Raw genomic sequence first — 14,165 nt, 5'->3', positions numbered from 1 at the left:
CCCTATGTTAGGGCCAAGTTTCCTCTCACGACGTGCGTCCGCCCAGCGGGCGCCAACGGGACAATTGATGAATCCAAATTATCGCAACCTCGCGCTCTGGGCGATCATAGCGGTCCTGCTCATCGCTCTCTTCAATCTTTTCCAAACGCCGCAGACGCGTGGAGCCTCGAGCGATGTCCCCTATTCGCAGTTCCTACAGGAGGTCGCGGCGGGACGGATCAAGTCGGTGACCATCGCCGGCGCCCGTATCTCCGGCAACTACACGGACAGCTCCAACGGCTTCCAGACCTATTCGCCTGGGGACCCGTCGCTGGTTTCGCGGTTGCAGGACAAGAACGTCACCATTAATGCGCGTCCTGAATCCGACGGCTCCAATTCGCTGTTTGGCACCCTGATATCCTGGCTGCCGATGATCCTCATCCTCGGCGTCTGGATATTCTTCATGCGCCAGATGCAGTCCGGTTCCGGCCGCGCCATGGGCTTCGGCAAGTCGAAGGCCAAGCTTTTGACCGAAGCGCATGGCCGCGTCACCTTCCAGGACGTCGCCGGCGTCGACGAAGCCAAGGAAGATCTGGAAGAGATCGTCGAGTTCCTGCGCGACCCGCAGAAATTCCAGCGGCTCGGCGGCAAGATCCCGCGCGGCGTGCTGCTCGTCGGTCCTCCCGGAACCGGCAAGACGCTGCTCGCCCGCTCGGTCGCCGGTGAAGCCAACGTGCCGTTCTTCACCATTTCGGGCTCGGATTTCGTCGAGATGTTCGTCGGCGTCGGTGCAAGCCGCGTCCGCGACATGTTCGACCAGGCCAAGAAGAACGCCCCTTGCATCATCTTCATCGACGAAATCGATGCCGTCGGCCGCCATCGCGGTGCCGGCCTCGGCGGCGGCAATGACGAGCGCGAGCAGACGCTGAACCAGCTGCTGGTCGAGATGGATGGCTTCGAATCCAACGAAAGCATCATCCTGATCGCCGCCACCAACCGGCCCGACGTGCTCGATCCGGCGCTGCTCAGGCCGGGCCGCTTCGATCGCCAGGTGGTGGTGCCGAACCCCGACATCGTCGGCCGCGAGAAGATCCTGAAGGTGCATGTGCGCAACGTGCCGCTGGCGCCCAATGTCGACCTCAAGGTGATCGCACGCGGCACGCCGGGCTTTTCCGGCGCCGACCTGATGAACCTGGTCAACGAGTCCGCCCTGATGGCGGCGCGGCGCAACAAACGCCTCGTCACCATGGCCGAATTCGAGGACGCCAAGGACAAGATCATGATGGGCGCCGAGCGCCGCTCGTCGGCGATGACGCAGGCCGAGAAGGAACTGACCGCCTATCACGAGGCCGGCCATGCCATCCTGGCGCTCAACGTGCCGTCGGCCGATCCGCTGCACAAGGCGACCATCATCCCGCGCGGCCGGGCACTCGGCATGGTCATGCAGCTGCCGGAAGGCGACCGCTATTCGATGAGCTACAAATACATGATCTCGCGCCTCGCCATCATGATGGGCGGCCGTGTCGCCGAGGAGTTCAAGTTCGGCAAGGAGAACATCACCTCGGGCGCCTCCTCCGATATCGAGCAGGCGACCAAGCTGGCGCGCGCCATGGTGACGCGCTGGGGCTTCTCCGACAAGCTCGGCCATGTCGCCTATGGCGACAACCAGGAGGAGGTGTTCCTCGGCCATTCGGTGGCGCGCACGCAGAATATCTCGGAAGAGACGGCGCAGATCATCGACGCCGAAGTGCGCCGGCTGATCGACGAGGCCTATTCGACGGCAAGGTCCATCCTGACCAAGAAGAAGAAGGAATGGATCGCGCTGGCGCAAGGCCTGCTCGAATACGAGACGCTGTCCGGCGAGGAGATCAAGCAGCTGATCGCCGGCAATAAGCCCGCACGCGACCTCGGCGACGACACGCCGCCGAGCCGCGGCTCGGCCGTGCCGAAGTCCGGCCGCCGCAAGAAGGGCCCCGAGCCCGAAGGCGGCATGGAACCCCAGCCGTCAAGCTAGGCTCCGGCCCAGGAGAGATCGACTTCGAAACGCCGCGGCTCTGACCGCGGCGTTTTCTTTGGGGAATGCGACCCTTCCTGCATCGCTGGAAATTGGTGAAAGTGACGGTGACGGCCAATCTCCCCCCTCGTGGGGGAGATGTCCGGCAGGACAGAGAGGGGCGCGGGGAACGCGGCCTTCTATCGTCCTCGTTGACGACTTCGGGAAGATCGACAAGGCGCGCCGGTGAAGGAAATTCGCAGTTTTTTGCCGACGGCGCCACATTTTGTTCTTGCTTTGTGCCGGCAGCTATGCTACTAATTTGCGTATGGTGCCAATTGGCTCCAACGACCCGCCCGCCGAGGCGGGTTTTTTGTTTCAGGCTCCTTCGACCAAACGTGGCGCGTGCTGCCGACCATCGATGTCGGCGGGACAGCGCCCCTCTCTGTCCTGCCGGGTCCTGCCGGACATCTCCCCCACGAGGGGGGAGATCGCTAGAGCGGCGGCCGACTGCGCGCGGATGCCGCCTCTTCGGAACGCGCGGCAGCATGCAGCAACAAAAAAGCCCGCGAACCTTGCGGCTCGCGGGCTCATGTCGTCGGATGATGGCGCTGGTCAGCTCTTCAGCTTGGCGTTGCAGAGGCTGTAGAAGCCGCCGCCCTTCTGGATCCACCTGAGGCCGCCCAGCGTGTTGGCGTCCTTGTTGGCGTAATACAGGTCGAGGCAGGTGTGCATGCGGCCCTTGGCCGGGGTCTCGGTAGCGTATTTCTTGGAGATCGCCGTCGGGAATTTCACGCCCTGGGGGGCGGTGATGGTCGGCGCTTGCGGATCGCCGGTGTACTTCGCATCGGGAGCCGGCAGGGTGTCGTCGTCGTCGGCTGCGCCGGCGCCGCATTGGCTCTTGCGGAAGTCGTTCCACTTCATGCCGTTCAAAGTATTGCCGGACTTGGCGGCCTGATATTTGGCGCTGCAATCAGCCATGCTGAGGCCTTTGCCGGTATCGGTCGCGGCAGCTGTCGTCGCCTTGGCAGGTGCCGCGGCAGGTTGTGCCGCTGCAGTTGCGCCGGCGGCGCATTCACTCTTGCGGAAATCGTTCCATTTCATGCCGTTGAGCGTGCCGGCAGCCTTGGCGGCCTGGTATTTGGTGCTGCATTCCTTGGCCGTCAGGCCCGGCGCAGCGTCGTCGGCGGTGGCTGCCGCAGCCTTGGTCGTGGCGGCGGGTTGTGCGGCTGCCGTCGCGTCGGCGGCGCACTGGGTCTTGCGGAAATCGTTCCACTTCATGCCGTTCAGCGTGCCGGCGGCTTTTGCCGCCTGGTACTTGGTGCTGCACTCCTTCGCCGTCAGCCCAGGCGCCGCATCGTCGCCGGCGGCTGCCTTGGTGGTGTCGGCGGCCTTGGCCGTGGCTTTGGCTGGGGCGGGATCGGTCGTAGCGGCGGTGGCATCGGTGCCGCATTGGGCCTTGCGGAACTGGTTCCAGTTCTGCCCGCCAAGCGTTCCCGCATCCTTGGCCGCGTTATACTTGGTGCTGCACTCGGCCATGGTCAGCGCATTGGCAGGCGCCGCCAGGAATAAGGTCGCGACGGCAAGGCCCGTCAAAGTGGCAAGTCGATGGATGAGCATGCGTTTTCTCCCTATGGCGGTTCATGATATGTCCCAGTGCAGCAATAGCGCTCAACGGCTGGTTGCGCCAGATGCTAAGTAGCGTAGAGACAATTTAGAAGTGCATTCTTTTCTTTAAGGTGATGAATTCGTTGCCGGGACTGTTTCCCAGCCAAGTTCGTCCGGGTGCATTGCACGGAGAGCGCGCATATGGCTCGTTCCCAGCGAGTACACTGCGTCGCATGACAGCCAGTCAAATCGGCGGGTGCGACGGACCTGAGCCTATCTCTGTCTGAAGCAGCGCGATGCGGATTCGGGTTCAAGGCCACACTGTCACAAACCAAAGGATCCAGATGAGGTTTGAGGCTGACGTTTCTGATGCTGCTGCCGCAACAAGGGCTCGAAACTTGAAAATCAACACACTAGCGTGACGCAAAACACACAAGACAACAATTTTCTAAGGATTGGTCGTCCATAATCATACAATGTGATGACAGAGCTCGGCCGATTTTATGGCATGAGATGCTCGGAAAGAACCATCGGGAAGCTGGCTAGCATGGCAGGACATTATTTCGGTACGGACGGTATTCGTGGGCGCGCCAACAAGTTTCCAATGACGGCGGAGGTCGCCATGAGGGTCGGCATGGCCGCCGGCCTCTCGTTCCAGCGCGGCAGCCACCGCCACCGCGTCGTGCTCGGCAAGGATACCAGGCTTTCCGGCTACATGATCGAGAACGCGATGGTGTCCGGCCTGTGCGCCGCCGGCATGGATGTCTTCCTGCTCGGCCCGATCCCGACGCCGGCGGTTGCAATGCTGGTGCGCTCGCTGCGCGCCGATATAGGGGTGATGATCTCTGCCTCGCACAACCCCTATTACGACAATGGCATCAAGCTGTTCGGCCCCGATGGCTACAAGCTGTCCGATGAGATCGAGGAGCGTATCGAGGGGATGCTCGACAAGGATATCGAACTGGCGCTTGCCGATTCTGATGGGCTCGGCCGCGCCAAACGCGTCGACGGCGTGCATGACCGCTATATCGAATTCGCCAAGCGCACGCTGCCGCGCTCGATGTCGCTGTCGGGCCTGCGCATCGTCGTCGATTGCGCCAATGGCGCCGCCTACAAGGTGGCGCCCGACGCGCTATGGGAACTCGGCGCCGAGGTCGTTGCCATCAATGTCGAGCCCAACGGCTTCAACATCAACAAGGAATGCGGCTCGACTCATCCGGCCGGCCTGCAAAAGAAGGTGCACGAGGTGCGCGCCGATATCGGCATAGCGCTCGACGGCGATGCCGACCGCGTCGTCATTGTCGACGAGAACGGCGCGATCATCGATGGCGACCAGATCATGGCGCTGATCGCCGAATCCTGGCACCAGAGCGGACGGCTGGCCGGCGGCGGCGTCGTCTCGACGGTGATGTCCAATCTCGGCCTCGAACGCTTCCTCGGCGACATGAACCTGCAGTTGCATCGCACCAAGGTCGGCGACCGCTATGTCGTCGAGCACATGCGTGCCCATGGGCTCAATGTCGGGGGCGAACAGTCGGGTCACATCGTGCTGTCCGATTTCTCGACCACCGGCGACGGCCTCGTCTCGGCGCTCCAGGTGCTCGCCTGCATCAAGCGGCAGAACCGGCCGGTCAGCGAATTGTCGAAGAAGTTCGAGCCGGTGCCGCAGCTGTTGAAGAACGTGCATATTTCCGGCGGCAAGCCGCTCGAGGAGGCGCCAGTCAAGGCAGCGATCGAAGATGCGCGCCATCGCCTCGGCAAGGCCGGGCGCCTGGTCATCCGGCCATCCGGCACGGAGCCGCTCATCCGTGTCATGGCGGAGGGCGACGACCCGCAGCTTGTCGAGTCCGTGGTCAACGACATCGTCGAGGTCATTTCGGAAACGCGCAGCGCCGCCTGATCTCCCTCCAACATCAGTTCAAAAGCCCGCCTTGCCGGCGGGCTTTTTGTTGGATTGCCTGTCAGTCCTGCTACAGCAACGGTCGCCCAGATTCCTCGAATTTTAGAGATTCGTGGTTAATCGATACGGTTAAACGCCTTTTAACCTTTCCGATTCATTATCCACAACTGAGGTCAATCATATTTCGGGCGCGTTCGCCGTTCGAGGGTTCTCAGGGGTGATAAGCATGTTCAACACAGCAAGAATGGCTCTCCTGGTCGCGCTGTTTGCCGGCGTCGGGCCGGCATTCGCCGCCGATTTCGTCGAGCCGCCGGTGGTCGAGGAGGCGCCGCCACCGATCGCCTACGAGCCGCCGGCCGAGTATGGCGGCTGGTATATCCGCGGCGATATCGACTATCACTGGTCGAAGTTTCGTGGCGGCGACTACATCACCTATGGACCGCCTCCCGGAACCGGCACTTTTGACAGCGGCAAGCTGAAGAGTGCCTTCTCGGCCGGTGCCGGCGTCGGCTATCAAATCGACCGGCACTTCCGCACCGACTTGACCGCGGACTGGATGAGCAAATCCACCTTCCGCGGCTCGACCAGCGGCATCTGCCTCGATGGAGATCCCTGTACTTCCGTCGATACCTCGTCCTATACGGCGCTGCTGCTGCTCGCCAACGCCTATGTCGATATCGGCACATGGCACGGTATCACGCCCTATGTCGGTGCCGGCATCGGCGGTGCCTGGGTTAAGTGGGATACACTCCACAACAGCGATGAAGACGGTGAATTCTTCCACCGCGGCGGCAAGGGCTGGCGTTTTGCCTATGCTGCCATGGTTGGCGCATCCTACTGTTTGACCGATCGCGTCAAGCTCGACGTCGGCTACCGCTACAGCCATATAAACGGTGGGAAGATGTTCGACTTCGGCAGCGGCGTCGGCCCCGGCTATGACGACGGCATCAATGTTCATGAGGTGCGCGGCGGCCTGCGCTATCAGTTCGGCAGATCGGACTGCGTTGAACCGGAACCTTATGTTCCGGAACCCGAGCCCGTCTACACCAAGTAGTCACTTCGAAATCGAGGAATTTTTCGACCGCCCGGCTGATGCCGGGCGGTTTCGTTTGGCTACCTGAAGATGCTGCGACGCTCTGTGACACCGTCCAGCTCGAGGGGTGCAAACGGATTAAATCAATTGCTAACGCCTTATTATCCTTAACCCGCACTTAACCACTATGGTTAACAATGCTCCCTGAAACGGCGCGCGCGATCGCGAATGCGCCAAGTTCGGGAGCCGGGGACCATGACATTCAAATCGCCTGTAGCACTGGCGCTTGCAGCAGTCGTCCTGATGCCACTGACGCCGGCGCTTGGCGCCGATTACGATCCGCCGGTCTATGTCGACCAGGCGCCCGACTATGTACCGGTCGAGGTTGGCTCGGGATGGTATCTGCGCGGCGATGTCTCCTATCTGGTGCAGAAGAGCTTCAAGGATGAGGATTTCGCCTTCACGCCCGCGAGCTTCGACGAAAAGGAAGATCCCATCTTCGCCAGCATAGGCTTCGGCTACCATTTCAACGACTATCTGCGGGCCGATCTCAATGTCGGCTATCTTCCCGGCAACAAGATCGACGTCGGCTATAACGACGGAACGACGGTGGCATCGGCGACCCTGAAGAACTATGCCTTCTCAGGCATATTCAATGGCTATGTCGACCTTGGCACCTATGTCGGAATCACACCTTATCTCGGCGCTGGTATCGGTGTCGTCCAGAGCAAGCGTCGCCTCTCGGCGAGCTACTTCACCGACAACGCCAACCCCGCCGACGATTTCGTCCTGCGTGACAACAAGACCCAATACTCCTTCGCCTACACGCTGAATGCCGGCCTTGCCTACCAAGTGTCCAAGAACGTCTCAGTCGATCTGGGCTATCAGTATTTTTCCGCGCCAGACGCCGAATATGTGACTGCGGAGAGCCTGACTTCTTTTCCGATCCGCAAAGGAATCAACAATCATCAAGTCAAAGTCGGACTACGCTACGACCTCTGGTAGGCTCGATCGAAGCCGAGGCGTTAACAATGGCGGGTCGTAGGCCCGCCGTTCGCATTTTTGCCCCGGGCGCTGGCAATATCCTGACAGCGACAAAAACTTTCCCCTTGACGCCGAAAGCCTGAACGCATATCGCCGTTCGTGGGCCACCCCTCCCCAACGAGGGGCCACTATCTGGAAGGATAGACCACGATGACGACGCATACGAAGCCCGGATTCCGTCCGGCAAATCCCAATTTTTCCTCAGGTCCCTGTGCAAAACGCCCCGGCTGGTCGGTCGAGGCGCTCAAAAATGCCGCGCTCGGGCGCTCGCACCGTGCCAAGATCGGCAAGACCAAGCTCGAACAAGCGATCGAGCTGACGCGGGAAATCCTCCAGGTTCCGGCAGACTATCGCATCGGCATCGTGCCGGCCTCGGACACCGGCGCGGTCGAAATGGCGCTGTGGTCGCTGCTCGGCGAACGCGGCGTCGACATGGTCGCCTGGGAGAGCTTCGGCTCCGGCTGGGTCACCGATGTGGTCAAGCAGCTGAGGCTTGCCGATGTGCGCAGGTTAGAGGCCGACTACGGGGCACTGCCCGACCTGACCAAAATAGACTTCGACCGCGACGTGGTCTTCACCTGGAACGGCACGACGTCGGGCGTGCGCGTGCCGAACGGCGATTTCATCCCGGCCACCCGCAAGGGCCTGACCATTTGCGACGCCACTTCGGCGGCCTTTGCGCAAAAGCTCGATTTTCAGAAACTCGACGTCGTCACCTTCTCCTGGCAGAAGGTGCTGGGCGGTGAGGGCGCGCATGGCATGCTGATCCTCAGCCCGCGCGCCGTCGAACGCCTGGAAAGCTACAAGCCGGCCTGGCCACTGCCGAAGATCTTCCGCCTCACTTCCGGCGGTAAGCTGATCGAGGGCATCTTCAAGGGCGAGACTATCAACACGCCGTCGATGCTGTGCGTCGAGGACTATCTCGATGCGCTGCATTGGGCGAAGTCGATCGGCGGCCTCGATGCGCTGATCGCCCGTGCCGACGCCAATGCCGCCGTGCTCGATGGCTTTGTCAGGAAATCTTCCTGGCTCGGCCATCTTGCAGCCGACCCGGCGACGCGCTCGAACACTTCGGTCTGCCTTTCCTTCACCGATCCGGATGTGGCGGCACTCGACGCCGACGGACAGGCCGCGTTCGCCAAGGCAATTGTCTCGGTGCTCGACAAGGAAGGCGTCGCCTATGACATCGGCGCCTATCGCGACGCCCCGCCCGGCCTGCGCATCTGGTGCGGCGCGACGGTCGAGGCCTCCGACCTCGAGGCGCTGCTGCCTTGGCTGGACTGGGCCTTTGCCGCGCAAAAGGCGTCGCTCAAAGCGGCGGCCTGATCCCTCCCCCTCGAGGGGAGGGTGGCCCGAAGGGCCGGGTGGGGTCGCCTCCACCCGCTCAACGACACGAGCTCAACGATCCACCATCCAGAAAGATTCGGCCGCATCCGGCCGCACCGACCCCACCCCGGCGCTTCGCGCCGACCCTCCCCTCAAGGAGGGACGCCAATCGCAAAGGACCAAGCCAATGCCTCGCGTTCTCGTCTCGGATAAACTTTCCACCACCGCCGTGCAGATCTTCAGGGATCGCGGCATTGACGTCGACTATTTGCCGGATCTCGGCAAGGATAAGGAAAAACTGCTCGAGGTGATCGACCAGTATGATGGGCTGGCCATCCGCTCGGCGACAAAGGTCACGGAGAAGCTGATCAACGCCGCGACCAGGCTGAAGGTCGTGGGCCGCGCCGGCATCGGCGTCGACAATGTCGACATCCCGGCGGCGAGCCGCAAGGGCATCATCGTGATGAACACGCCCTTCGGCAATTCGATCACCACTGCCGAGCATGCGATCGCCATGGTCTTCGCGCTGGCCCGCCAGATACCGGAGGCCAACGCCTCGACCCATGCCGGCAAATGGGAAAAGAACCGCTTCATGGGTGTCGAGATCACCGGCAAGACGCTGGGCATCATCGGCTGCGGCAATATTGGCTCGATCGTCGCTACGCGCGGCGTCGGCCTGAAGATGCATGTCATCGCCTTCGATCCGTTCCTGTCGGACAGCCGCGCCGAGGAGCTCGGCGTCGAAAAGGTCGAACTCGACGAGCTGTTCGCCCGCGCCGACTTCATCACGCTGCACACACCGCTCACCGACAAGACGCGCAACATCATCGATGCCGCGGCGATCGCCAAAATGAAGACGGGTGTGCGCATCATCAATTGCGCGCGTGGCGGGCTGGTCGTCGAGGCCGACCTGATCGCGGCACTGAAAAGCGGCAAGGTGGCAGGCGCCGGCATCGACGTGTTCGAGGTCGAACCGGCGGAGTATAATGAACTGTTCGGCATGGAGAATGTCGTGGCGACGCCGCATCTCGGCGCGTCGACCACCGAAGCGCAGGAGAATGTCGCCCTTCATGTCGCCGAGCAGATGTCCGACTATCTGATCAAGGGCGCCGTTTCCAACGCCATCAACATGCCGTCGATCACCGCCGAAGAGGCGCCGCGGCTGAAACCTTTCGTCAAGCTTGCCGAAGTGCTCGGCGCCTTTGTCGGCCAGGTCACCGAGGATCCAATCAAGGAGGTCGAGATACTGTTCGACGGCTCGACCGCGACGATGAACACGCGCGCGCTGATCAGCGCCACCCTTGCCGGGCTGATCCGGCCGCAGGTCTCCGACGTCAACATGGTGTCGGCGCCGATCATGGTGAAGGAGCGCGGCATCATCGTCGCCGAGGTCAAGCGCGACAAATCCGGCGTGTTCGACGGCTATATCAAGCTGACGGTCAAGACCGAGCACAGGACGCGCTCGATCGCCGGCACCTGTTTTTCGGACGGCAAGCCGCGCTTCATCCAGATCAAGGGCATCAATCTCGACGCCGAGGTCGGTCAGCACATGCTCTACACGACGAATGCCGATGCGCCTGGGATCATCGGCCTGCTCGGCACGGTCTGCGGCGAGAACGGCGTCAACATCGCCAATTTCCAGCTCGGCCGCAACCGGCCGGGCGGCGATGCCATCGCATTGCTCTATCTCGATGCGCCGTTCCCGGAAAAGGTGTTGGCGCAGGTGCGCTCGCACAAGTCGATCGACTCCGCCAAGCGGCTGCACTTCGACGTCGGCGCGGCCTGAAATTCGGTCGCCCCGTGTGCAGCAGCACGCGGGGCGCTTCCACGGTCGTTGATGGACCGCAGTGAAACGTCGCGGCAAGCGACTTCATTCAGCGGCGGATATCGCCGTCTTCCGTCCGCTGTATTCGGCGAGGCCGATGCCGCCGAGCACCAGCGCGAGCGCCAGCGCCTGATAGAGCTGGAATGTCTCGCCGACGATCAGCACCGACAGCAGCGTACCGAAGATCGGCACCAGGTTGATGAACAGGCCGGCCCGGTTGGCGCCGATCAGCTCGTTGCCCCTGATATAGAAGATCTGCGATATGACCGAGGCACCGATGGCGGTATAGAACGCGACCGCCCAGCCGCGTGCATCGGGGACGATGACCTTGCCGGCGGCAATCTCCCACAGGAAGAAAGGCAGCGATGTGATGAGTGCGGCGACCGACAGCGCCAGCATCAGGCTCTGCCAGCGGATGACTGGCTTCAGCCGCAACCCCACCGAATAGAACGAGTAGCAAAGCACGGCGACCAGCATGATGGCGTCGCCGAAGTTGAGATCCAGCCTGAGAAGCTGGCGTGGATCGCCATGGCTCGCCGTCACCGCGACACCGGCGATGGTCAGCACGACGCCGATGACCTGCACGCCATTGACGCGCAGGCGAAAGAGCACAAAATTGGCGATGATGATGACGATCGGGATCGCCGCCTGCTCGATCGAGACGTTGATCGCCGTGGTGTAGTTGAGCGCCGTGTAGAAGATCGTGTTGAAGAAGGCGAAGCCGCAAGCGCCGAGCCCGCCAAGCAGCAACCAGTGCCTGCGCACCACCGGCCAATCTTGGCGCAGCGTTGCCCAGCCGATCGGCAGCAAGATCAGAACCGCCAGCAGCCAACGCAGGAAGACCAGCGTCATCGGCGAGATATGACCGACCGCCAGCTTCCCCGCCACGGAGTTGCCGCCCCACAGCAAGATGGTGAACAGCAGGAACAGATAGGCGGCTCGATGCATCGTGAAGTCCCGGCCAGGCGGAGAGAAATGCGCGGTCGTTGCGGGCCTATTGCGGCAGCTCGCGCAAGTAAATGATGTCAAAGGCGAAAATTGTTGTGCCTCGGAGCGTTTTGGGCGGCAAAGAATGGTCGCGCTCGCCCGGTCTTGACGCTATAGAGGCCTGTCGTTTCGAACCGTTTCAAGCTGCCTGGCGCGGCATCTCAAGGGAAAAGAAGCATGGCCAATGTGGTGGTCGTAGGCTCGCAATGGGGCGATGAGGGCAAAGGCAAGATCGTCGACTGGTTGTCCGAGCGCGCCGACGTTGTCGTGCGCTTCCAGGGCGGCCACAATGCCGGCCATACGCTGGTCGTCGATGGCAAGGTCTACAAGCTGTCGCTGCTGCCGTCCGGCGTGGTGCGGCAAGGCAAGCTGTCGATCATCGGCAATGGCGTCGTCTTCGATCCGCACGCTTTCGTCGCGGAGGTGGCGAAATTGAAGGCACAGGGCGTCGAGGTGACGCCGGACCGCCTGAAAATAGCCGAAAACACCGCGCTTATCCTGTCGCTGCACCGGGAGCTGGACGGATTTCGCGAGGACGCCGCTTCCAATTCCGGAACGAAGATTGGCACGACCCGTCGCGGCATCGGTCCGGCCTACGAAGACAAGGTGGGCCGACGCGCGGTCAGGGTGATGGATTTGGCGGATTTGGAAACGCTGCCCTTGAAGGTCGACAGGCTGCTGACGCACCACAATGCGCTGCGCCGTGGGCTCGGCCATGCCGAGGTCACGCATGAGGCGATCATGAGCGAGCTGATCTCGGTCGCCGACGAGATTCTGCCCTATATGGACCGGGTCTGGAAAATCCTCGACGACAAGCGCCGCGCCGGCGAGCGCATCCTGTTCGAGGGCGCGCAAGGCACGCTGCTCGATATCGACCATGGCACCTATCCGTTCGTCACCTCCTCCAATACGGTTGCCGGCCAGGCCGCTGCTGGATCCGGTGTCGGCCCGGGCGCCATCGGCTATGTGCTCGGCATCACCAAGGCCTATACGACGCGCGTTGGCGAAGGCCCGTTTCCGACCGAACAGAAGAACGAGATCGGCGAGTTCCTGGGCACGCGCGGCCATGAATTCGGCGTCGTCACCGGCCGCAAGCGCCGCTGCGGCTGGTTCGATGCCGTGCTGGTCCGCCAGGCTGTCGCCGTCAACGGCATCAAGGGCATTGCGCTGACCAAGCTCGATGTGCTCGATGGGCTGGACGAGATCAAGGTCTGCACCGGCTACCGCCTCGACGGCGAGGCGATCGATTACCTGCCGGCCAGCCAGGGCGCGCAGGCGCGCGTCGAACCGGTCTACGAGACGCTGGAGGGGTGGAAAGGCACCACCGCCGGCGCGCGCAGCTGGAACGACCTGCCGGCCCAGGCGGTGAAGTACGTCCGCTACATCGAGGAGCTGATCGGCGCGCCGGTCGCACTCCTTTCCACCAGCCCTGAACGGGACGACACGATACTTGTGACCGATCCGTTTCAAGACTAGTTTCTCAGCCTTTCCGGGCATTGCGGCTGATTTGCGGGGGCCGGCCCAGAAACAAAATGCAGGTCGACTGAAGCATGGTAGATTTTGTTTCTGTTCTGAAAAAGACGCTCGACAATCTCGGCGAGCCGTCGGCGGAGGTGCGCGCCAGGGTCTACGACAAGGCCCGTTCGACGATTGCAAAGAAGATTGCCGAACGCGATCCACCGCTTGCGCCGTCGGACGTCGCCAGGCAGAAGCGTGCACTCGAAGATGCCATCGCAAGCATTGAGCGAGAGTATGGCAAACCGGCGCCGGCATCCGATCCGCTGGCGGAGCTGGAGGACATCTTCTCCTCCATCGACCGCAACAAGAACCAGCCCAGCCATGTCCGCCAGCCGGCCAAAACCGAGCCGGCCAAGACCGAGCCGGCAAAGACCGGGCCGGCACAGACTGGGCCGGCATGGCAGCCCACGCCCGCCAAGGCGGCGCCGAACTGGCAAAAGCCGCAGCCCGTCGCTCTTTCTCAGGAGCGCGCTGGTCCGCCGCCGTCCGACATGGATCTTCCGACAGCCGATGACCAAGACGGGGTTTTTCGGGGCGATGACTTTTCCAACGACGGCGACCCCGCGGAGGACAGGTTCCAGCGGCTCCATCCTGCCGAGCGCAGGCGCAGCTATGGCGGTGTGATTGCCGCTGCCGTCGCCTTGCTGGTCATTGCCGGTGGCGGTTACGCCATGTGGCTGAACAAGGATGCGTTCGGCAGCATGCTCGGCCTCGACGGGACCAAAACCGTCACCACCGAACCGCTGGTAAAACCAGCCCCGGCCAAGCCGGTGGCCGATGCGGCCGTACCGGCCGCCGCGCCTCCGACGGAGGCTGGCGAAGGCGCGAAGTTCACGCAGCGCCTGACGCCCGAAGGCCACGAGGTCGATCCCGGCCCCGCGGCCGGGCAGGCGGGCATCGGCGAAGGCGAATCCGTCGCCGCGCTGACCACGCCGCCGTCGGCCGCACAACC

At 62.5% G+C, this 14,165-nt stretch carries 9 protein-coding genes and 1 pseudogene; 8 read left to right on the top strand and 2 right to left on the bottom strand.

From position 1 onward, the window contains the following. The first annotated feature begins 67 nt into the window (after positions 1–67). Positions 68–1,993: an ATP-dependent zinc metalloprotease FtsH gene (gene ftsH / locus X760_RS56625; protein ID WP_023677989.1), complete on the top strand. Its 1,926-nt coding sequence runs from the start codon at positions 68–70 to the stop codon at positions 1,991–1,993. A 594-nt stretch (positions 1,994–2,587) separates the two neighbouring features. Here ftsH and X760_RS56620 read toward each other — a convergent pair. Next, complete coding sequence (locus X760_RS56620) at positions 2,588–3,592, bottom strand: hypothetical protein (protein WP_023719602.1); 1,005 nt, start codon at positions 3,590–3,592, stop codon at positions 2,588–2,590. Positions 3,593–4,127: 535 nt separating this feature from the next. Here X760_RS56620 and glmM point away from each other — a divergent pair. From glmM to serA, 5 genes are all read left to right on the top strand, one after another. After that, complete coding sequence (glmM, locus tag X760_RS56615; protein ID WP_023719601.1) at positions 4,128–5,480, top strand: phosphoglucosamine mutase; 1,353 nt, start codon at positions 4,128–4,130, stop codon at positions 5,478–5,480. Between the two features lie 226 nt (positions 5,481–5,706). Continuing rightward, the gene (locus tag X760_RS56610) at positions 5,707–6,534 is read left to right on the top strand and encodes an outer membrane protein (protein WP_023719600.1); all 828 of its coding nucleotides are present in this window, start codon (positions 5,707–5,709) and stop codon (positions 6,532–6,534) included. 234 nt (positions 6,535–6,768) lie between these two features. Beyond that, complete coding sequence (locus tag X760_RS56605; RefSeq protein ID WP_023719599.1) at positions 6,769–7,518, top strand: outer membrane protein; 750 nt, start codon at positions 6,769–6,771, stop codon at positions 7,516–7,518. 189 nt (positions 7,519–7,707) lie between these two features. Beyond that, positions 7,708–8,883 (top strand): phosphoserine transaminase, encoded by a 1,176-nt coding sequence (locus tag X760_RS56600; protein ID WP_023719598.1) that lies wholly within the window; start codon positions 7,708–7,710, stop codon positions 8,881–8,883. 187 nt (positions 8,884–9,070) lie between these two features. Beyond that, on the top strand, positions 9,071–10,669 hold the full coding sequence (serA, locus tag X760_RS56595; RefSeq protein WP_023719597.1) for a phosphoglycerate dehydrogenase: 1,599 nt from the start codon (positions 9,071–9,073) through the stop codon (positions 10,667–10,669). 84 nt (positions 10,670–10,753) lie between these two features. On the opposite strand, the gene X760_RS56590 is transcribed toward serA, so the two are convergent. After that, positions 10,754–11,656 carry a DMT family transporter gene (locus X760_RS56590; protein WP_023719596.1) on the bottom strand — a complete coding sequence of 301 codons (903 nt, stop codon included), beginning with the start codon at positions 11,654–11,656 and terminating at the stop codon, positions 10,754–10,756. 216 nt (positions 11,657–11,872) lie between these two features. Here X760_RS56590 and X760_RS56585 point away from each other — a divergent pair, with 216 nt between their 5' ends. Beyond that, positions 11,873–13,171: an adenylosuccinate synthase gene (locus tag X760_RS56585; protein ID WP_023680654.1), complete on the top strand. Its 1,299-nt coding sequence runs from the start codon at positions 11,873–11,875 to the stop codon at positions 13,169–13,171. Positions 13,172–13,245: 74 nt separating this feature from the next. Then, positions 13,246–14,165, top strand: a pseudogene (locus tag X760_RS56580) (hypothetical protein); the annotation flags it as partial.

Origin of the sequence: Mesorhizobium sp. LSHC420B00, from assembly GCF_000503055.1 — a bacterium.
GTDB lineage: Bacteria > Pseudomonadota > Alphaproteobacteria > Rhizobiales > Rhizobiaceae > Mesorhizobium.
Note: the sequence above shows the minus strand (reverse complement) of the source record. Positions and strands in the feature narration are given on the sequence as shown.